Source organism: Streptomyces sp. NBC_00012 (assembly GCF_045040875.1).
Classification (GTDB): Bacteria; Actinomycetota; Actinomycetes; order Streptomycetales; family Streptomycetaceae; genus Streptomyces.
The window spans coordinates 1,047,325-1,067,468 of sequence record NZ_CP108309.1 but is presented as its reverse complement, the minus strand read 5'-3'; the positions used below and the strand labels follow the sequence as shown (position 1 = coordinate 1,067,468).

General features: G+C 69.3%; 18 protein-coding genes and 3 pseudogenes. 12 read left to right on the top strand and 9 right to left on the bottom strand.

Annotated features, from left to right (window positions below):
• Window positions 1-3: 3 nt before the first annotated feature.
• Both OHA19_RS05140 and OHA19_RS05135 read left to right on the top strand, forming a co-directional pair.
• Window positions 4-321: pseudogene (locus OHA19_RS05140) on the top strand (universal stress protein); the annotation flags it as partial.
• A 172-nt stretch (window positions 322-493) separates the two neighbouring features.
• Complete coding sequence (locus OHA19_RS05135; protein ID WP_405753219.1) at window positions 494-874, top strand: universal stress protein; 381 nt, start codon at window positions 494-496, stop codon at window positions 872-874.
• Here the strand turns inward: OHA19_RS05135 and OHA19_RS05130 are convergent.
• Entirely contained in the window at window positions 771-1,394 is a 624-nt protein-coding gene (locus OHA19_RS05130) for a CBS domain-containing protein (RefSeq protein WP_405719505.1), read from the bottom strand. The two genes, OHA19_RS05135 and OHA19_RS05130, sit on opposite strands and share 104 nt — an antisense overlap.
• 427 nt (window positions 1,395-1,821) lie before the next feature.
• On the opposite strand from OHA19_RS05130, the gene OHA19_RS05125 reads away from it, so the two are divergent.
• Window positions 1,822-2,694, top strand: a complete 873-nt coding sequence (locus tag OHA19_RS05125) for a universal stress protein (protein ID WP_405722033.1) — start codon at window positions 1,822-1,824, stop codon at window positions 2,692-2,694.
• 18 nt (window positions 2,695-2,712) lie between these two features.
• Here the strand turns inward: OHA19_RS05125 and ppk2 are convergent, their stop codons facing one another.
• A complete protein-coding gene (ppk2, locus tag OHA19_RS05120; protein WP_405719508.1) occupies window positions 2,713-3,534 on the bottom strand; it encodes a polyphosphate kinase 2 in 822 nt (273 codons plus the stop codon).
• Between the two features lie 258 nt (window positions 3,535-3,792).
• Here ppk2 and OHA19_RS05115 point away from each other — a divergent pair, with 258 nt between their 5' ends.
• From OHA19_RS05115 to OHA19_RS05100, 4 genes are all read left to right on the top strand, one after another.
• The gene (locus OHA19_RS05115; protein WP_405749483.1) at window positions 3,793-4,296 is read left to right on the top strand and encodes an NAD(P)H-dependent oxidoreductase subunit E; all 504 of its coding nucleotides are present in this window, start codon (window positions 3,793-3,795) and stop codon (window positions 4,294-4,296) included.
• Window positions 4,297-4,521: 225 nt separating this feature from the next.
• Complete coding sequence (locus OHA19_RS05110) at window positions 4,522-5,196, top strand: CBS domain-containing protein (protein ID WP_405749481.1); 675 nt, start codon at window positions 4,522-4,524, stop codon at window positions 5,194-5,196.
• 363 nt (window positions 5,197-5,559) lie between these two features.
• Complete coding sequence (locus OHA19_RS05105; RefSeq protein WP_405749479.1) at window positions 5,560-5,775, top strand: SHOCT domain-containing protein; 216 nt, start codon at window positions 5,560-5,562, stop codon at window positions 5,773-5,775.
• A 591-nt stretch (window positions 5,776-6,366) separates the two neighbouring features.
• On the top strand, window positions 6,367-6,786 hold the full coding sequence (locus OHA19_RS05100; protein ID WP_405719519.1) for a CBS domain-containing protein: 420 nt from the start codon (window positions 6,367-6,369) through the stop codon (window positions 6,784-6,786).
• Between the two features lie 331 nt (window positions 6,787-7,117).
• Here OHA19_RS05100 and gndA read toward each other — a convergent pair whose 3' ends face one another.
• From gndA to OHA19_RS05085, 3 genes and pseudogenes are all read right to left on the bottom strand, one after another.
• A complete protein-coding gene (gene gndA / locus OHA19_RS05095) occupies window positions 7,118-8,557 on the bottom strand; it encodes an NADP-dependent phosphogluconate dehydrogenase (RefSeq protein WP_405719521.1) in 1,440 nt (479 codons plus the stop codon).
• A 555-nt stretch (window positions 8,558-9,112) separates the two neighbouring features.
• Window positions 9,113-9,331 (bottom strand): hypothetical protein, encoded by a 219-nt coding sequence (locus OHA19_RS05090; protein WP_405722205.1) that lies wholly within the window; start codon window positions 9,329-9,331, stop codon window positions 9,113-9,115.
• Window positions 9,332-9,504: 173 nt separating this feature from the next.
• Window positions 9,505-9,636: pseudogene (locus tag OHA19_RS05085) on the bottom strand (NAD(P)-binding domain-containing protein); the annotation flags it as partial.
• 171 nt (window positions 9,637-9,807) lie between these two features.
• On the opposite strand from OHA19_RS05085, the gene OHA19_RS05080 reads away from it, so the two are divergent.
• Window positions 9,808-10,416 carry a TetR/AcrR family transcriptional regulator gene (locus OHA19_RS05080; protein WP_405719524.1) on the top strand — a complete coding sequence of 203 codons (609 nt, stop codon included), beginning with the start codon at window positions 9,808-9,810 and terminating at the stop codon, window positions 10,414-10,416.
• The gene (locus OHA19_RS05075; RefSeq protein WP_405749477.1) at window positions 10,409-11,359 is read left to right on the top strand and encodes an alpha/beta fold hydrolase; all 951 of its coding nucleotides are present in this window, start codon (window positions 10,409-10,411) and stop codon (window positions 11,357-11,359) included. Before OHA19_RS05080 ends, OHA19_RS05075 begins: the two co-directional genes overlap by 8 nt.
• A gap of 234 nt (window positions 11,360-11,593) precedes the next feature.
• Here the strand turns inward: OHA19_RS05075 and OHA19_RS05070 are convergent, their stop codons facing one another.
• The 3 genes from OHA19_RS05070 to OHA19_RS05060 are packed head-to-tail and all read right to left on the bottom strand — an operon-like array spanning window position 11,594 to window position 15,195.
• Window positions 11,594-12,379 carry a 3-oxoacyl-ACP reductase gene (locus tag OHA19_RS05070; RefSeq protein WP_266687058.1) on the bottom strand — a complete coding sequence of 262 codons (786 nt, stop codon included), beginning with the start codon at window positions 12,377-12,379 and terminating at the stop codon, window positions 11,594-11,596.
• Window positions 12,380-12,384: 5 nt separating this feature from the next.
• A complete protein-coding gene (locus tag OHA19_RS05065; protein ID WP_405719530.1) occupies window positions 12,385-13,773 on the bottom strand; it encodes an aldehyde dehydrogenase family protein in 1,389 nt (462 codons plus the stop codon).
• A 57-nt stretch (window positions 13,774-13,830) separates the two neighbouring features.
• A complete protein-coding gene (locus OHA19_RS05060) occupies window positions 13,831-15,195 on the bottom strand; it encodes a glutamine synthetase family protein (RefSeq protein ID WP_405719533.1) in 1,365 nt (454 codons plus the stop codon).
• 268 nt (window positions 15,196-15,463) lie between these two features.
• Here OHA19_RS05060 and OHA19_RS05055 point away from each other — a divergent pair.
• The 3 genes and pseudogenes from OHA19_RS05055 to OHA19_RS05045 all read left to right on the top strand — a co-directional run bounded on the left by OHA19_RS05055 (window position 15,464) and on the right by OHA19_RS05045 (window position 18,677).
• Window positions 15,464-16,310: pseudogene (locus tag OHA19_RS05055) on the top strand (amino acid permease).
• Window positions 16,311-16,426: 116 nt separating this feature from the next.
• Entirely contained in the window at window positions 16,427-17,137 is a 711-nt protein-coding gene (locus OHA19_RS05050) for a gamma-glutamyl-gamma-aminobutyrate hydrolase family protein (protein WP_405719536.1), read from the top strand.
• Window positions 17,138-17,267: 130 nt separating this feature from the next.
• Window positions 17,268-18,677: a transglycosylase family protein gene (locus OHA19_RS05045; protein ID WP_405719538.1), complete on the top strand. Its 1,410-nt coding sequence runs from the start codon at window positions 17,268-17,270 to the stop codon at window positions 18,675-18,677.
• On the opposite strand, the gene OHA19_RS05040 is transcribed toward OHA19_RS05045, so the two are convergent.
• A complete protein-coding gene (locus tag OHA19_RS05040) occupies window positions 18,647-19,921 on the bottom strand; it encodes a DMT family transporter (protein WP_405719540.1) in 1,275 nt (424 codons plus the stop codon). The genes OHA19_RS05045 and OHA19_RS05040 overlap by 31 nt on opposite strands.
• Window positions 19,922-20,144: the final 223 nt, after the last annotated feature.

Here is a 20,144-nt window from a genome sequence, read left to right as displayed (position 1 = left end):
TTCATGATGGAAACTGACGGACGTCGTGAGCTGGTCGTAGGTATCGACCCGGCCGGAAACCAGCATCTCGCGTTGGCCTGGGCAGCCGACGGGGCTTGTCGACGCAGGCTGGACCTCCGGCTCGTCGTAGTCGTACCTCCATCGCACGACCGGCGCGCGGATGAAGACCGCCCAGGCAGGAAGGCCACGCTCCGAACCGGGGCGGACGCTCTTCGGGAGGGGGCCGACCGGGTCCGGGCGCGCCATCCGCAACTGCGGCCGGTCACCGATCTGCTCGACGGTTTCCCGGCTGCCGTGATCGGGGGACTGTCTGTGAGCGCCCGCATGGTCGTTCTCGGATCCCGCCATCTGAGCCGTACCGCGGAGTACTTCAGCGCCGGCTCCCTCGTCGTCCCCGTCACAGCAGGCGCGCTGCCCCGTGGTGGTTGTGGGAGACGCGGAGCACATCACCCAGCAGCCGCCTACCTGACATCACCCAGCAGCCGCCTACCTGGTGGTGGGAATCGACGGCAGTGCGCCCTCGAAGGCGGCGCTGGGGCTGGCGTTCGAGGACGCCGACCTCCGCGGAGCCGCGCTCCGTGCCGTTTCGGTGTGGCAGCCGCCCAGGTTACGAGGGCATGCGGCTCGGCTCCGTCGTCCACGGGCTGCTGCACCGGGCGCACTGCCCGGTGATCACGGTTCCTCTCGCGTGAACCCCGTCGTGACGGACGCTTCCGCGAGGGAGAGGGAACCCGGAGAGGAACCGCGCGCTTCTGGAAACTTTGGAAGCTTCAGGCCAGTTCCATGCGGACGTCCACGACGCCTTCGACCGCGCGAATGGCCCGGGCCAGAAGCGGCACCTGAGAACGGTCCCGGAGAGGCCCTTGAACAGTGACGACACCGTCCAGCACAGTGAATTCCACACGGTCCGGGGAAGACAGTTCGGCGAGCACGGCGGATTGGATCTCCTCGCCGATCTCCTCGTCCGGGCGCAGGAACACCTTCAACAGGTCGCTGCGGCTCACGACGCCCTCCAGCATGCTGAGATCGTTCACGACGGGCAGTCGTTTCACTCGCTTGCGCGCCATGATGCGGGCGGCCTCGGCGAGAGTGGCGTCGGGGTGGACGGTGACGGCCGGACTCGACATCAGATCTCCGGCCAGTACGGCGTCGGCCTTGGAGGCCTCCTCGAGCTGGCCGGGCAGCTTCGGGTCGTCCTGCCGGAATTCCTCCTTCGGCAGCAGGTCCGCCTCGGAGACGACTCCGACGACGCGGCCCTCGCCTTCCAGGACCGGCACGGCGCTGACTTTCCACTGGTGCATCAGCTCGACGATCTCCTTGTACGAGGCCTCGCGGCCGATGGCCACAGCCGTGTGGGTCATGACGTCGCTGACGGTGTACGGGGACGCAGCCATGGGGTGCTCCTCGGGCGTGACTCCTCTGTGGTTCCCAGTGCAAGCATCGCCGGGCACCCGGTTCACGGACATGGGTCGTCCGGCCCCTGCCGCAGGCCCGTCCGGTCCCGGAGTACTCGGCGGCCCTGTCGGCTGAGTCTCCCTTTGCGCCCGATCGCGAGACCGGACCAGACCGCCGACCGGTCCCTCCACTATCGCCTCCTGGGCAAAGCGGGCCAACCGGGCGCCGGGGCGGCGACGAGCACGTCTGGCCCCTGTCGTGCCGCTGCTGAAAAGTACGTCGTCGTGCGACGGGTCCAGCCGGACCATGGAAAGGGTCGAACGCTCGCCATCCGGACCGAATCGGCCCTCACCGTCGACCTGCTCCGATGCGATTGTGAGAACAGGCGCTCTCCCTCCAGCAGGCGAACGGAAGGCGGTGGGGATGATGAAGCTGCCCCTGGTCTCGGGTGTGGACGGATCGGAGAGCAGCCTGAGGGCGGTCGACTGGGCCGCCGACGAGGCAGCCCTCCGCGGGCTGTCGCTGCGGCTGGTGTACGCGTCCGGGTGGGAGCAGTACGAGGGCGCCGCACTCGCACTCACCTTGGGCCGCCCTTCGGAGCAGGCACTCGCCGGCCTCATCGTCGAAACCGCCGCTGAGCGGGCCCGCCGCCGTCATCCGGATGTCGACGTCGCGGCCGAGGTGACGCCCGAGGACGCGGTGATCGCTCTGTTGCACGAGGGACGCCATGCCGAGGCGCTGATCACCGGAGAGCGAGGCCGTGGCGGGCTGACCGGACTTCTGCTCGGCTCGGTCAGTCTGGCCGTGGCCGCGCGGGCCCCGTGCCCCGTCATCGTCGTGCGCGGTGACAGGGCAGGAATCGAAGGCGGACACGGGCGGATCCTCCTGGGTATCGGGGAATCCGGGGAAGCGCCGGCGGCGGTTCGGTTCGCCTTCCGTGAGGCCGTGGCGAGGGGCTGCGAACTGGATGCCGTACGTGCCTGGCGCTGTCCCGGTCACAACCATGCCGACCCCCGGCGTACTGCCAGTGAGCACCTTTACCACAAGGAACGTGCGGCGACCCTGATCGACGAAGCGGTGGCGGAGACCGTACGCGAAGCCCCGACGGTCCGGCTGCACTCGGCGGTGGTTGAGGGAACGGCCGCGAAGGTACTGGTGCGGCGCTCGGCCGCTGCGGACCTGGTCGTCGTCGGAGCGCACCATCGCCGGGGCCACCTCGGACTCCAACTCGGCCGAGTCGCCCATGTCCTGCTCCACCACGCGGACTGTCCGGTGGCCGTCGTACCTCTCGCGACCTGATCGTGTGCGCCTTTCGCCTTACTTCCCGAGCCGCGACGCGTGGTCGGGGACGTACGTCTGAAGGTCTCTCGGCGGTCGCTGGTACCCGGTGGCCGGAGGCCGCGCTGGCAGTTCGATCACCGGCGGATCGACCGTCTCGTACGGCACGGTCGACAGGAGGTGGGAGATCATGTTCAGCCGGGCCCTGCGCTTGTCGTCGCTCTCGACGACGTACCAAGGAGCCTCCGAGATGTCGGTGTGGACGAACATCTCGTCCTTCGCCCGCGAATAGGCCTCCCAGCGGGTGATCGACTCCAGGTCCATCGGCGAGAGTTTCCACCGGCGGGTGGGATTCTGCAGCCTGCGCCGGAACCGCTCCTCCTGTACCGCGTCACTGACCGAGAACCAGTACTTGCGCAACAGGATGCCGTCCTCCACCAGCATCCGCTCGAAGATCGGGCACTGCCGGAGAAACCGCTGGTGCTCCTCCATCGTGCAGAAACCCATGACGCGCTCGACGCCGGCGCGGTTGTACCAGCTCCGGTCGAGCAGGACCATTTCCCCCGTGGCCGGAAGGTGCTCGACGTAGCGCTGGAAGTACCACTGGCCGCGCTCGCGCTCGGTGGGCCGCGGCAGCGCGACGATACGCGCCACCCGGGGGTTGAGGTGCTCGGTGACGCGCTTGATGGTGCTGCCCTTGCCCGCCGCGTCACGTCCCTCGAACACCACGACGAGCCGTGCGCCTTCGGCACGTACCCACTCCTGGAGCCTCACCAGCTCGGTCTGGAGCCGGTACAGCTCCCGCTCGTACAGCGAGCGCGGCAGCTTTCCGGGCGCGCCCGGGCTTTTCTCTTCCGACATGGGTCGACGTTATGGAAGAGACCATGCCCGAAGTCAAGCGTCAGCGCCGAGCGGGCTCCGCCGCGCAGATCCGGTACGACGCGCTCGATGAGCCGGGCCGGCCGATGAGCCGGTCCCATCGACTCGCCGATCACTCTCGACCACGCGTTCCGCTCCCACAGGTCGCCTTGCCATTGCCGTGCCACGCTCGTATACGCAAGCGCCCCATGCCGCGATTGCGGCCACGGTCGCATGGTCGGCCGCCTCCACGATGAAGGCATGGCTCCTGTCGGTTCGGCGGACCGCTTCGACGCATTCCGGGCCCTGGCAGGCCGACGCGGTCGGCCAGGCACCCGGCTGATCGAGACGCTGACCGAGGCCAGAGCGGGTACGGCGGACAGTCCCGAGGCATGGGCTCCGGCGCTCGCCGCCCAGGTCGGTCTGCCCGCTGCTGCCGCGCTCGGACCGGCCAGTTACTACGCGGACCTCGCGACCGCGCACGGTCGCCGTCATCTCAGGGTCTGCTCCGCGACCGCGTGTTTCGCCGCCCAGAACGGCCGGCATCTCACCGATACGGAGCGCGAACTGGGCATCATGGCGGGCACGGCCTCGCCGGACGGAGCGACGTCGCTGCAGGCCGTGCGCTGTCTGGGCTACTGCTACGCGGGTCCGAGCCTTCTCGGAGCGCCGACGTGTCGGCTGGATACCGCCCTACTGGTACCCCATGGACTTGGAGCCGGTGGGCTTCGCAAACAAGGCGATCGCCGAGGTGAGCTCGCATGATCTCACCGTTTCTCATCGTGTCGTTGTACTCAAACTGCCACGCACGGCGTGCCGTCGCACGAGGAGGAAAGCACAATGCCGTGGGGCCTGAGGGCTGTCCCGTAATGGGCCGTTCTCGGGGCCGAACGGCCCGGAATCGAGCCCGGTCGGTTCGACCGTGGGCGACTGGTTCCTGATCCGCTCGACACATGACCACTTCTGACAACCCCCCGAAAGGCGAGTCACATGCACCACCGGACCATTGCAGAGCTCATGACCCGTGACGTCGTTCGGGCGCGGCGTGACCTGCCGTTCAAGGAGATCGTCAAACTGTTGGCGGAGAACGATGTCACCGCGGTGCCCGTGGTGGACGAACTGGACCGGCCCATGGGTGTCGTGTCCGAGGCTGACCTGCTGCGCAAGTCCGCCGACCTGACCGATCCGACCGGCCGGACACCGATTCCTCATCTGGAGGCGTGGGAGCGGGCCAAGGCCGAAGGGGCCAGGGCCGAGGAAGTGATGTCGGCTCCGGCGGTGTGTGCTCGTCCGGAATGGACCGTGGTCGAGGCTGCCCGCCTCATGGAAGTGCAGGACGTGAAACGTCTGCCCGTTGTGGACGAGACGGATAAGCTGCTGGGCATTGTCAGCCGCAGAGACCTACTACGGGTCTTCCTGCGCCGCGATGAAGCCATCCGTGAGGAGATCGACCGGGATCTGCTGCAGCAGACGATGGGCCTCGCTCCCTCGGCGGTGACGGCCGAGGTCCGGCAGGGGGAGGTGGCTCTGAGAGGTTCCGTCGAGTTCAAGAGCCTGATCCCGATCATCGAACGGCTGTGCAGGAGCGTCGACGGTGTGGTGTCCGTCACCGAGTCCCTGGCCTACAGGACCGACGACGTACCGAGTTCACCCACCAGCACGTGAGGTTCCGTGCCGCTGTCGTCCGACCACAAGGCCAGCGGCCGTGCTCCCGGTACGCCTTTCCGCGAACACTGCTCACCCGTCAATCCTCTGCCGCCGTCCTCCACGCCTTGGACCGTGGCGCAGGGGGCGACAGCAGTGCGGAAGGGGCGACTCCCGCACCGTCGTTCCCTCGATGTGTCGCGCTCCCCAGAGTGCCGGAGGCACGCGAGGGCCAACGCGTTGAGCGGATTTGGTCAGCGACCGCCCGCGTACAGATCACACGGACCGTTCAGCCCCCTGACAGGGCCCATGTTTCCCTTCCTTATCGGCGTCATGCAGCGCCACTGTGGAATTGTTGAAGGCTGGCCGACCCGAAGGATGATCATGGTGGTGTTCTGGTCGCTGCTGATCGTCGGGATCGTTGCCTTCACCCACTACCTCACCAACACCCACCGCGGTCGCCAGTCCGGTTCGTCCTCCGGTGAGGCAGCATGGGGAAGCCGACGAGCCGAAGACCTGCTCGCAGAACGGTTCGCTCGAGGGGAAATCGACGAGGAGGAGTACAAACGCCGCCTCACGCTGTTGCGTGAGCAGCGGTGAACAGCCGCCCCACACCTGGACACTTGAGGGCGCCGCGGTGCGGGATCGCATGCGACGCGAGAAGAGAGGCGTGCTCCGACGGCCAAGAACAGGTCACGCAAGTGCTGCGCTGCACCTGCCGGTGATGGCCCGAGCGCTCCGGAGCACCACCCGTTACCCGGCCGATGAGACCTCAAGGAAGAGCGCGCTCGTAGGTCCGGCGTGTGCAGGCTGCCCGTTCTGGAAGAGTATCGGCGTGTCGTCGGCCTCTTGACCACCGATGACTTCGACTCCTCGATGTCGTCAATCACGACTGCAGCCGTATGCGGCTGACCGGACTCGCCTCCGGCTCGCAGTGACCGGCGAGGGCATCAGTCACCGTCGACGCCATGGCCCCCCGAAAACACCGAGGGGAACACCATCCGCTACCGGGGTCCCGTCCCGAACGCGGTCAGGCCAGGCGATGCCGCGCAGGTCGGGCGCGGCGACTCTGGAGACCAGCGTGCGTACGGGATACGAAGAACCCACACTGGTTTCAGGGAGGAAAGATTCGAGGCGTGCCCGGATCTGTGGGCTCTGCCGCGTGGATCCTCAGGATCGAAGGAGCCGGCCATGACCATTGCACGGGAGATCATGCACGCCGATGCAACCTGCATCCAAGAGAACGAGACGCTGGAGGTCGCGGCGCGCCGGATGAGCGAGCTGGACGTCGGAGCGCTCCCGGTATGCGGGCCGGACGACAGGCTCCACGGCATTGTTACCGACCGCGACATCGTGGTGAAGTGCCTCGCCAAGGGCAAAGACCCGAAGAGCATGACCGCAGGCATGCTTGAGCAGGGTAAACCGATCACCATTGACGCTGGGGCCGACACGGATGACGTTCTGCGGGCCATGGAAGAGCACAAGATCCGGCGGCTGCCGGTCATTGAGAACCATCGCCTGGTCGGCATGATCAGTGAGGCGGACCTCGCACGTCGCCTACCGGAGGAGCGAGTGGGCCACTTCGTCGAGGTCATTTGCGCCGCGAAGTGACCATCGGGGTGGCATCCCGGTGCTGCCTTGCAGGCAGCTGACCCAACGGCCGCATTCAATACGGCAGCGCGTCATCAAGGGCCTCAAACGCGAGGACTGACGGGCGACGAGCTTCAGTTGGTGCAGGGCTTCCTTGATCGGGCGTTGGGAGCAGGAGAGCCTGTTCGCGATGCCTGCGGTGTCGTGCCCTCCAGCGACGAGACGGAGTACATCGGTCTCGAGCACCGCCGAGCGGTGAAGGGAAGCGCGGCCCCGCCTTTGATCCCTTCAACGTCCGCGATCGCATCTGGGGTGAGGAATCCGCCCCCTCATCAGCCTTTGCGGGTGTCGGTCAGCTTTCGACTTCGGTTTTGTCGCCGCCCCAGAGGGTGTGGAAGACGCCGTCGCGGTCGATGCGGTGGTAGGTGTGTGCGCCGAAGTAGTCGCGCTGGCCTTGGGTGAGGGCGGCGGGGAGGCGCTCGGCGCGCAGGGAGTCGTAGTAAGCGAGGGTGGCGACGAAGGCGGGGATGGGGACGCCCTCGGTGACGGCGGTGGCGATCACGGTGCGCCAGTCGTTCTGTGCGGCGGCGATTTCTTCGGCGAAGCTCTTGTCGGAGAGAAGGCTTGCCATCTGAGGCTGGGCTTCGTAGGCGCTGGTGATCCTGTCGAGGAACGCGGCCCGGATGATGCATCCGCCGCGCCAGATCGCGGCGACCTTGCCGAGATCGATGTTCCAGTCGTATTGCTTGCTGCCGGCCGCGATCTCGTGGAAGCCCTGGGTATAGGCGACGATCTTCGAGGCATACAGTGCCTGCTCGACCTGGTCGGCGAATGCCGCCGCCTCGTCCTCACCGAGCTTGCGGACGGTCGGTCCGGCGAGGTGGCGTGAGGCATCACGAAGGGCGGCGTGGCCGGAGACGGAGCGGGCGAAGACGGCCTCGGCGATGGCGGAGACGGGAACGCCCAGGTCGAGGGCGATCTGTACGGTCCAGCGGCCGGTGCCCTTCTGCTCCGCCTGGTCGAGCACGACATCCACGAAGGGCTTACCGGTCGCCACATCGACATGCGAGAGCACTTCTGCGGTGATCTCGATGAGGTAGGAGTCCAGGCGCCCGGTGTTCCAGGCGCGGAAGATGTCCGCGATCTGCGCGGGGGAGTATCCGGCCACGTCGCGGAGCAGCTGGTACGCCTCGCCGATGAGCTGCATGTCCGCGTACTCGATGCCGTTATGTGTCATTTTTACAAAGTGTCCGGCGCCGTCAGGACCGATATGCGTGACGCACGGGGCGCCGTCCTTGGCCTTCGCGGAGATCTTTTCCAGCATCGGCCCAAGTGAGTCATAAGACTCTTTGCTGCCGCCTGGCATGATGCTCGGTCCATTGAGCGCGCCTTCCTCGCCGCCGGAGATGCCGGTGCCGACGAAGTGGATGCCCTGCTCGCGCAATTCGCGCTCTCGGCGGCGCGTGTCTGCGAAGTGCGCGTTGCCTCCGTCGATGATCACATCGCCGGGTTCCAAGAGAGGCGTGAACTCCGCGATCACTGCGTCCGTGGCCTCTCCGGCCTTCACCATGACGACCAGACATCGTGGCCTTTCCAGGGCTGCCACGAAGTCCTCGGCCCTCTCGGTCGCGATGAAATCACCCTCATCGCCAAACTGTTCGACGAGTTCTTCGGTGCGAGCGGCCGTGCGGTTGTGCACCGCAACGGTATATCCATTGCGTGCAAAATTCCGGGCCAGGTTACGACCCATGACGGCAAGCCCGGTGACACCGATCTGCGCTGTGCTGCTCATTGTGGCTCTGCCCACTTCCGGTTTCGTGGTCTTCGGTAGTCCGGCCGACCCCCATAACGGAACGGGCTACCGAGCTTACGAGGTACAGACGATCGCGGACTGGGAGGCTGCCATGGTGTCGCCAATGTTCCCCGGATGGTCGCCAGCACTCTGTGGCGCGACGGTTCGGTTCGTGCGGGGCGCGGTCCGGGGGCTGTTTCGCGCTGAGGACTGGTTCGGAGACGCGCAGTCGGCGTGTGTTGTCGGCACCACGTCGTGGTGATCTGAGGGGCGGCTCGCAAGGTGATGGCGCGGTCGCGGCCAGGCCGGTGTACGTCGGACCATGTGGGGAGAGAAAGTGAATGGAACGTTCTTACGTCGGAGTCGCCAACGCAGCGGTCTATCTCGACGTGACGGGACGTTGGATGTACCGAAGAGTCCCGAAGTCATGACAGCCCTTAGGTACTACTTCGGGGCAAACTGAAGTTCAAGGTGGCCGACCTCGACCGGTGAGCCCAACAGCAGAAAACCGCATGAAGGGCCAGGCATACGCCCGGCCCTTCGTCTTTAAGTGCTTCATAGTCCCTCGTTGAGGAGTCGAGCCGCCCGACCTGCCGAGGCCGGCATGAGGTGGCGGTAGATCCTGAAAGTCATGTTGATGTTGCTGTGCCCCATCCACTCTGCGACGTCGGTGATCGGAACATCCTTGGATAGGCAGTTCGAGGCAAGAAGTGTCGCAGTGAATACGGGCTGAGCTTTCGGGTGATGCCAGCCTTTTTCCTTGCTGACCACCACTGGTACTGCATAGTTGAGTGACCCCAGTGCAGGGATCGTTGTGTGCGGATTGCAGTAGGTACCCGTTCTCGTCCACTCCCTTTTCTCCGCATAGGTGAGAAGCGAGTCGCGCACGGTGGGCGGCAGCGGAGACTCGCGGGTCGGCGTGTCCTGCCATTGATCTTCTCGGTGTCGACCAGCGCGTCCGTCTTCGCGGTCGTCCGGTTGTGCACCGCGACCTCGAATCCGTTGCGGGCGAAGGTGCGGGCGAGGTTGCGGCCCATGACTGCGAGCCCTGTGGCGCCGATCTGTGCAGTGCCGCTCATCTATGGGCTCTGCAATCTGTTTCGGGGATGCCGGGATCTTCGGGAATGCCGAGATCTTCAGTATGGATACGGCGTGCGGGAACGGCCTGTTCGGCATCGCCCGGATGGAGTCGCCTGTGTATATTAGGGAGCTGCCTAGGGTGTCTAGGTATGCTTCGACGGAGGTGGCGAATGGTTCGCGCGGGTCTCACGACCGAACGCGTGGTGGAGGCGGCGGCCGATCTGGCCGACTCCGTCGGCTTCGACAAGGTCACGATCTCCGCGCTGGCCCGCGGCTTCGGGGTCAAGGACGCCAGCCTGTATTCGCACGTCAGGAATCTGCACGATCTGCGCACCCGGGTCGCGCTGCTGGCCGCGGGGGAGTTCATCGAGCGCATCTCTGCTGCCGTGGCGGGCCGGGCGGGGAAGGACGCCCTGGTCGGGTTCGCCAACGCCTACCGGGCCTTCGCGCTGGAGCGGCCGGGGCGGTACGAGGCGACGCAGATGCGGGTCGACCCCGAGATCGTCGCGCGGTCGTCCGCGTACCACCGCACCCTCGAGACGACGGGCGCGATGCTGCGCGCCTACGGCCTGGCCGAGCCCGATCTCACGGACGCGGTACGGCTGTTGCGCAGCACCTTCCACGGCTACTGCGCCTTGGAGGCGAGCGGCGGCTTCGGTGCGCCCCGCGACGTACAGACGTCCTGGGAGCGGTCCGTCGAGGCCCTGCACTTCCTGCTGGAGCACTGGCCGTCCGCGACGGACGGGAAGACGGACGAGGGGGAGAACGGTCATGGCTGACCGCACGGTGCCGGAGCGCACCGGACATCTGAAGGTGCCCGGCGCGACGCTGTACTACGAGGTGCGCGGCGAGGGCCCGCTGCTGCTGATGATTCCGGGCGGCAGCGCCGACGCGGGGCTCTACGACCGGATGGCGGCCCGGCTGGCCGGCACATGGACGGTCGCGGCCTACGACCCGCGCGGCTACTCGCGCAGCCTTCTCGACGGCGCGCCGGAGGACCAGCGGGTGGAGGTGCACAGCGAGGACGCCCATCGGCTGATCGAGCTGCTGTCCCCGGACGGGGCGCCGGCGGCCGTCTTCGGCTCCAGTTCGAGCGCGATCGTCGCCCTGGACCTGCTCTCCCGTCACCCGGAGCGGCTGCACCGAGTGGTCGCGCACGAACCGCCGTCGGTGGAACTGCTGCCCGACCCGGAACGGGGGCACAAGATCTTCGCCGCGGTGCGCGACTCCTTCCGCAGCGGTGGGGTGGCCGCGGCACTGGCCACCATGACCGAGGGCCTGACGGATCCGGAGGCGCCGCCGCCGGCCGGGCGCGAGCACCGGGCGGCGCCCGAACCGTCCGCGCGGGATGCCGAGGAGTCCCGGCGGATGGGGGCCAACCTCCCGGTGTTCCTGGAGCACGTGCTCTGTTCGTTCAGCGGTTACGTGCCGGACCTGGCGGCTCTGGGGCGCGGCGCGGAGAAGCTGGTGATCGGGGTGGGGGAGGATTCCCGCACCCTGCTCACGGCGATCGGGGGTTTCCGGCTGGCGGACCGGGCGATCGGCAGGCTCGTGGAGTTCCCCGGCGGGCACACCGGCTGCGCCGAGGACCCCGAGGCGTTCGCCGCGCGGCTGCGGGAGGTGCTGCTCGACCCCGCGCCCGGCGGGGTGCAGGCCGCCGGGCCGGCCACCCCGGCAACCGCGCGTACCGGACGTCGGCCCGCGAAGACGGTGTCGCGCTGATCGGGAATCACACGGCCGTCGCCGCGGCGCACGGGTTGCGAGGTCCCGTCCGACGCGGTGCAGCCGGTGGTGGCACACGGATGGACGCCGTCCGTCCGTCCGGCCCTTCGGCCCGATGAAACATGGGGTTGACCAGCCGCTTGCCGGCCGCGGCCGGGCGTCCGGTGACGCCCGGCCGGGCGGCGTGGTCGTACGGTCGGGGCCGCGGCGTCCCGCGCCCTCGCCGCACCTGGTCTAGAGCGGGGTGACGTAGGCGCCGGAGATCCCGCCGTCGACCAGGAAGTCGGTGGCGTTGACGAAGGAGGAGTCGTCGCTGGCCAGGAAGGCCACGGCGGCGGCCATCTCGGTGGGCTCGGCGAACCGGCCGAGCGGGATGTGCACCAGCCTGCGCGCGGCCCGCTCCGGGTCCTTGGCGAACAGTTCCTGGAGCAGCGGGGTGTTGACGGGCCCGGGGCACAGCGCGTTGACCCGGATGCCCTCCCGGGCGAACTGCACCCCCAGTTCACGAGACATGGCCAGGACGCCGCCCTTGGAGGCGGTGTAGGAGATCTGCGAGGTGGCGGCGCCCATCCGGGCCACGAAGGAGGCCGTGTTGATGATGGAGCCCTTGCCCTGGCGCCGCATGTACGGGATGGCGGCCTTGCAGCACAGGTACACGGAGGTGAGGTTGACCTCCTGCACCCGGCGCCAGGCTTCGAGGCCGGTCTCCAGGATCGAGTCGTCCTCGGGCGGCGAGATCCCCGCGTTGTTGAACGCGATGTCGACCGATCCGTACGTGTCGAAGGCGGCCTTGAACAACGCCTCGACCTGCTCGGCGTCCGTGACGTCGGTACGTACGAAGAGGCCGTCGACCTCCTCGGCGGCGGCCTTGCCGCTCGCCTCGTCCACATCGGCACAGACGACGTGCGCGCCCTCGGCGGCCAGGCGCCGGGCGGTGGCCAGTCCGATGCCGCTCCCGGCTCCGGTGACTACGGCGGTGCGGCCGACCAGGCGGCGGCAGACAGCGGTGGTGTCGGTCATGGTGCTCAGGCCTCCGTGCTGATGAAGATGTTCTTGGTTTCGGTGAAGGCGGCGAGTGCGTCGGGGCCGAGCTCGCGGCCCAGTCCGGATTGTTTGTAGCCGCCGAAAGGTGTGGCGTAGCGGACGCTGGAGTGCGAGTTGACGGAGAGGTTCCCGGCCCGCAGCCCTTGGCCGACCCGCAGCGCACGGGCCACGTCACGCGTCCAGATCGACCCGGCCAGACCGTATTCCGTGGCGTTCGCCAGCCGTACGGCGTCCGCCTCGTCGTCGAACGGCAGCACCACGGCGACCGGCCCGAAGACCTCGTCGACGGCCACCGGGGCGTCGGGTGACACCCCGGCGAGCACGGTCGGCGGGTACCAGAAGCCGGGGCCGTCGGGCGCCGAGCCGAGGATCGTCCGTACACCGTCGGGCAGGGCGTCCACGAACGCGCTCACGCGCTCCCGCTGGACGGCCGAGATCAGTGGACCCATCTGGGTCTTCTCGTCCGACGGATCACCGACCACCACGGCGGCGACGGCCGGTGCCAGCAGGTCGAGGAAGCGGTCGTGGACCGGGCGCTCGACCAGGATGCGGGTCCGGGCGCAGCAGTCCTGGCCGGCGTTGTCCAGGAAGGACATCGGGGTACCGGCCGCCGCGGCTTCCAGGTCGGCGTCGGCGAATACGACGTTGGGGCTCTTGCCGCCGAGCTCCAGGGTGAGGCGCTTCACGCGATCGGCGCAGCGGGTCATGATGTGCTTGCCGGTCCGGGTGGAGCCGGTGAAGACGATCTTGGCGACGCCGGGATGCTCCACCAGGGCGCTGCCGGCCACCGGCCCCTCGCCCGGCAGCACCTGGAACAGTCCGCCGGGCAGCCCGGCCTCCAGGGCCAGTTCCGCCAGGCGCAGCGCGGTCAGCGGGGTGGTCTCGGCGGGTTTGAGCAGGACGGCGTTGCCGGCGGCGAGCGCCGGGGCCGCACCCCAGGCGGCGATCGGCATCGGGAAGTTCCAGGGAGCGATGACCCCGACGACGCCGAGCGGTTCCAGGAGGGTGAAGTCGATGCCGCCGGCGACCGGGATCTGCCGGCCCAGCAGGCGTTCGACACCGCCCGCGCAGTAGTCGAGGAGGTCGCGGACGTTGCCCGCCTCCCAGCGGGCGTTGCCGATGGTGTGTCCGGCCTCGCGGACCTCCAGCAGGGCCAGTTCCTCGATGTGTTCGTCGACGGTGGCGGCGAACCGGCGGAGCAGCCGGGCGCGGTCGGCGGGTGCCGCCGCGGCCCAGAGGCGCTGGGCGGTGGCGGCACGGGCGACGGCCGAGTCGACATCGGCGGCTGTGGTGGCCGGGACGGTGGCGATGACCTCGGCGGTGGCCGGGTTCAGGACGTCCAGGCTGTGCGGTGCTGACTGGTGGGACACGTACGGGCCTCGATCGGGGGTGAGGGACGAGGGGGACGTCGGGGAACGGGACGGAGGTCACAGGCGCTCGAAGGAGCGGCGCAGCTCCCAGTCGGTCACGGCGGCGTCGTAGGCGGTGAGTTCGACACGCGCCATGTTCAGGTAGTGCGCGACGACCTCCTCGCCGAACGCCTCCTTGGCGATGGGGCTGGCCTCCCACAGGTCGGCGGCCTCGCGCAGGGTCGTCGGCACCTGCTCGTACTCGGCGGTGTAGGCGTTGCCCGTGCAGACCTCCGGCAGCGCCAGCTCGTGCTCCACGCCGTACAGTCCCGCGGCGACCAGCCCGGCGGTGGCGAGGTACGGGTTGACGTCCCCGCCGGGCAGCCGGTTCTCGAAGCGGCGGGAGCGGCCGTGGCCGACCACGCGCAGCGAGCAGGTGCGGTTGTCATGGCCCCAGGCGACGGCGGTCGGCGCGAAGGAGCCGGGCTGGAACCGTTTGTAGGAGTTGATGTTCGGCGCGTACAGCAGGGAGAAGTCACGCAGCGCGGCGAGCTGTCCGGCGAGGAAATGCCGCATCAGGTCGGACATGCCGTCCGGGCCGTCACCCGCCATCGCGTTGTCACCGTTGTCGTCGGTGAGCGAGAGGTGGATGTGACAGGAGTTGCCTTCGCGCTCGTCGTACTTGGCCATGAAGGTGAGCGATACGCCCTCCTGCGCGGCGATCTCCTTGGCGCCCGTCTTGTAGACGGCGTGCTGGTCGCAGGTGACCAGCGCCTCGTCGTAGCGGAAGGCGATCTCGTGCTGGCCGAGGTTGCACTCGCCCTTGGCCGACTCGACGGTCAGCCCGGCCGCCTGCATCTCGTTGCGGATACGGCGCAGCAGGGGTTCGACGCGGCCGGTGCCGAGGATGGAGTAGTCGATGTTGTACTGATTGGCCGGGGTCAGTCCGCGGTAGCCGCGGTCCCAGGCCTGTTCGTAGGTGTCCTTGAAGACGATGAACTCCAGCTCCGTGCCCACCTGGGCGCGGTAGCCGAGGCGGGCCAGGCGGTCCAGCTGCCGGCGCAGCACCTGGCGAGGTGCGGCGACGACCGGGCCGCCGTCGTTCCAGGCGAGGTCGGCGACGAGCAGTGCCGTGCCCTCGTGCCAGGGCAGCAGTCGCAGGGTGTCGAGGTCGGGGACCATGGCGAAGTCGCCGTAGCCCCGCTCCCAGGAGGACATCGCGTAGCCGTCGACGGTGTTCATGTCGGTGTCGACGGCCAGCAGATAGTTGCATCCCTCGGTACCGTGCTCAAGAACCTCGTCGAGGAAGAAGCCGGCGGCGAACCGCTTGCCCTGGAGCCGGCCCTGCATATCGGGAAAGGCCAGGACGACGGTGTCGATGGCCCCGTCCGCGACGAGCGAGCGCAGCTCCTCGACGGTGAGCGGGGGTGTGCGGTCTGCCACGGGATTCCTCCTTGGGTGCACCGAGATCCATAAGGTATGACAGGGAACCATTGCTTGGGAAGGGGCCCGGCCGATGGCGGCTGATCCTCGTCCAGGAGGCGCCCGGCGCACTTGTCACGAGCAAGGCGCTCATCCGTAACCACGGTTTAACGCGCGCCCCTTGTGTTTCACTTGGCGTTCCATAAAGGTGTGCCGGTGAACCTTTGATGCGTCCCTTCCGCCTGCCACGCCTCGGCGCAGCGCCGTCGATACACATCTGGAGCGCCCCATGGCCCAGGGGACCGACACACCCACCAGTCCACCCGGCGGCCCGTCCGGTGCCGTGACCGGCGAGGACGAGTACCTGCACCGCCGTACTCTGCGCCGGGGCAGCGCGGGCTGGCTCCTGCTGACCGGACTCGGCGTCGCCTATGTCGTGTCCGGCGACTACTCCGGCTGGAACATCGGCCTGTCCAAGTGGGGGATTCGGCGGGCTCGCCGCCGCCACCTTGTTGATGGGCCTGATGTACGCGGAGGCGGGCAACCCCCTCGTGGTCGCGCTGGAGGGCAAGGGCGGTCCCACCGGCCTGAGCCGTTTCGTGAACTACGCGGGCCTGGCGGGCCTGGTGGCCTCGTTCTTCTCGCTGATCTTCGCCGGCTCCCGTCAGCTGTTCGCGCTCTCCCGGGCCGGCTATCTGCCGCGCTTCCTCTCGCTGACCAACCGCCGCAAGTCCCCCTACCTCGGCCTGTTGATCCCCGGCGCGATCGGCTTCACCCTGGCCGCCTGGATCGGCAACGGCGGCCGGATGCTGAACGTCGCCGTCTTCGGCGCCACCATCAGTTACGCGTTGATGGCGCTCTCCCACATCGTGCTGCGCCGGCGGGAGCCGCATCTCGAACGGCCCTATCGAACGCCCGGCGGCGCGGTCACCTCGTCCGTGGCCTTCGTACTGGCATGCTCGGCCCTGGTGGCGACCTTTCTGGTGGACCGGGACGCCGCGTTCATCGCGCTCGGCGTGTACGTGGTGGCGCTGGCCTACTTCGCCTTCTACAGCCGTCACCGTCTCGTCGCGAGCGCCCCGGAGGAGGAGTTCGCCGCCCTGGCGGCGGCCGAGGCCGAACTGTCGCGGGACTGAACGAGCCCCCGGCACAGGGGTTTTGCACCTATATCCGCTAGCCGCGCCTCCGCTGCCCCACCCGTACGCGGCGGCGGCATCACGACCGAACAGCGAACGAACCGGAGGAGGCGGCCATGACCCGGCCCGTCATCGGCATCAGTACCTATCAGGAATCGGCCCGGTGGGGTGTCTGGGACACTCAGGCCGTCGTGCTGCCCGCCGTCTACCCGCGCCTGGTGCGGGCGGCCGGCGGCCTGGCGGTGATGCTGCCGCCCGACGACACCGCCGACGCGGCCCGGGAGACCGTGGCGGCACTGGACGGTGTGGTGATCGCGGGCGGCGCCGATGTCGAACCGGCCAGGTACGGTGCGTCGCCCGACCCCCGCACCGGTTCACCGGCCCGCGAACGCGACGCGTGGGAACTCGCCCTCATCGAGGCGGCGATCGCCCTGCGCGTCCCGCTGCTCGGCATCTGCCGGGGCATGCAACTGCTCAACGTCGCGCTCGGCGGCACCCTGCACCAGCACCTGGACGGGCACACCGGCGGCCCCGGCGTCTTCTGCGAACACCCCGTCACCCCCGTTCCCGGCACGGCGTACGCGGCGGCCGTCGCGGAACCGGACGTGGTGCCCGCCTACCACCACCAGGCCGTGGACCGCCTGGGATCCGGCCTCGCGGCAAGCGCCCACGCGCCCGACGGCACCGTGGAGGCCGTGGAACTCACCGGCCACGACAGCCTGGTGCTGGGGGTCCAGTGGCACCCCGAGATGGGCCACGACACCCGGGTCATGGCGGCACTCGTGGACGCGGCGGCCCGACGCCGTGCCGCCCCGTCCGTATCCTGACCCCCGGCGACGGTGGGGCAGCTGGGCCGGCGGTGACGGGTGAGCCCGTTCGCTCTCTTGTCACCGCCCTTTGCCTGCACATAAGTTGGGCGCTTGCGACGTGTCCCAATGTCAGTGGGGGAGCCAAGCCATGGCCGCGAACGGACGGCACCGCAAATATCAGCCCAGCCGGATCAACCGTGCCTCGCTCACGGTCACCGCGGGCGGTGCGGGCCTCGCGCTCCCGCTCATCGCGGCGGCTTCGGCGGGCGCCGCGTCGACGGACGTGTGGGAGAAGGTCGCGGCCTGCGAGTCGACCGGCAACTGGCACATCAACAGCGGCAACGGCTACTTCGGCGGGCTGCAGTTCACCCGGTCGACCTGGGCGGCGTACGGAGGCACCGTCTACGCCCCGCGCGCCGATCTGGCCACCCGGGACGAACAGATCGCCATCGCCGAGAAGGTGCTCGACGCGCAGGGGCCGGGCGCGTGGCCGGGCTGCTCGACGAAGGCCGGGCTGAGCAGCGGCGGGGACACCGCCGACATCAACCCGCAGTCGCAGCGCACCAGCCACGCGAAGGCTCCGGGCAGAACCGCCCAGGGCAAGCCGGCGGCGAAGCCGAAGTCCGCCCCCGCCACGCCGACCACCGTGCCCGGCAAGGGTGAGTCGTACACCGTGGCACGCGGCGACTCGCTCTCCGCGATCGCGGCGACCGAGCGCGTCCGGGGCGGCTGGCAGCACCTCTACGCGCAGAACCGCGAGGTCGTGGGGGACGACCCGGACCTCATCCTGCCCGGGCAGCGCCTGAGTCTGGACATGGCCCGGTCGCCGCGGACGGGCACACCCGCGCAGGCGAAGCCGAAGGCCGAGCCGAAGCCCCGGAAGTCCACGGCACCGCAGCGGTCGGCGGCGCCGGAGCGTCCGAAGGCCGAGCCCCACCACCAGGAAGCCGAACCGAAGCAGCAGGCGGCCGCGTCCCGGCACCAGGCAGCGAAGCCCCGCCACAACACCGCGGCGCCGGAGCCGCACCCCAGCACGGCGAAGCCGAAGCCGCACCACAGCGCCGAGACGCCCAAGTCGCACCCCAGCACCGCGAAGCCGAAGCCGCACCCGAAGAAGACCGAGAGCCACCGGCCGAAGCCGAGGACGGAGCAGCGCGCCGGTCTCGTCGCACCCGTCGCGGCCGGCATCGGCACCCCGTACCGCCAGTCCGGCTCGTGGGCCAGCGGATATCACACCGGGGTCGACTTCCCCGTCCCGACCGGTACGTCGATCAGGGCGGTGGCCTCCGGCACGGTCGTCTCGGCGGGCTGGGGCGGGGCTTACGGCTACCAGGTCGTCATCCGCCACAGCGACGGCAAGTACAGCCAGTACGCGCACCTGTCCGCGCTGCATGTGCGTGAGGGCCGTCATGTCTCCGCGGGCCAGCGGATCGCGCGCTCGGGCTCCACCGGGAACGTCACGGGTCCGCACCTGCACTTCGAGATCCGTACCGGTCCCGGCTACGGATCGGACATCGACCCGCTGGCCTACCTCAGGGCCGGTGGTGTCAGGGTCTGAACGGCTCCCGGGGACTCGGCCCCGCCGTCGGGTTCGGCAGGGGCCGCGGGCGAGCCGCTCGGCCGCTCGGGGCCGGTGTGCGACGACAGGCCGAACGTCACCCGGCCCAGACACTCCAGCGGCATCAGCACCGGCAGCGGACGCGCCGCGGAGAACGTACCCCCGACCGCCTCGGCGGGCCCGGCGGACGTCGGCGGCTCGGGCGCTGAAGCAGCGGACTCCACCGGGACCGGCCCGGAGAGCACCACGGCCCCCGGCGCGAGGACCGGGCGAACCGGATCCGCCGCCGGTTCCGCAGCCCCCGCCGCACCGGCCCCCGCTTCCGCGCCCTCCACGTCCGCGCCCGCCGCGTCCCCGTGCGCCGGAGCGTCCGGGAGCGCGCCGCCCGCCGCCTGAGCGGCCCGGTGCTCAGTGCCCAGCCGCTCCGTCGTGAGCAGGATCAGGCCGCCCGCCGCGACCACCGCACAGGCCAGCGCGAGCACGGTCCCGGCCGTGCCGTGCCGGAACTGCTCGCCGAACATCGTGATGCCCACGACCGCTGCTATCACCGGGTTCACCACGGTCACCGTCGCCAGTGGCGCGGTCAGTCCGGCGCCCCGGTACGCGGCCTGGGAGAGCAGCAGCCCGGCGGCCGCGAAACCGGCGATCGCCAGCAGCGCCGGCAGTCCCGCCACCAGCGCGCCGGAGGTCCACCCCACGGCCACCGTCTTCACGAACACCGAGGCGATGCCGAACGCGATGCCCGCCGCCCCGGCCAGGACCACGCTCCGTACCACCGGCCGGTGCACGCCCGTGGAGACCAGCAGCAGCAGCGCGACCGCGCTGAGCGTCACACCGGCGACGACCAGTTGGTCCCGGCCGCCCAGGGCGTGCGACTCGGCGTTCCCCGTGAGCGCGAGCAGGCCCGCCAGACCGACGGTCGCCATGATCGCGCCCCGCCACGCGGTGGCTCCCGCCCGGCGACGCACGAAGAGCGCCGCCATCGGCAGGGCGAACACGATGGTCAGCGCACCGAGCGGCTGGACGAGACTGAGCGGACCGTAGGCCAGCGCCACGACATGGAGCACCGCGCCCCCTCCGTTCAGCGCCACGGCGGCCCACCAGACACGGTTGCGCAGCGGTGCCAGCGAGTGGCCGTCGCCGGTCGTCGCCACGCGCTCCTGGACGATCGCCCCGGCCGCGTAGGCGACCGCGGAGACCAGTGACAGCAGCACGGACAGCGCAAGGGAACTCATGTACACCACGATGTCTCTTCGGCGCGGCTGCGTCGTCGTCCTTGAGACGGCGATTCGGCGTACTGCCTCAGTAGTACGGCCGTGGTCCCAGTGTCCTCCTCCGGAGGGTAGTTCTCCCCCGGAGGACCCGGAAGCCCTCACCCCGCAGGGTTACGGTGAACGCCGGGCCGTGGCATGCCGGGCGCCCGCACAGTCGAGGCCGGCGGCCGGAACGCCGGGAAGGAGTACCTGG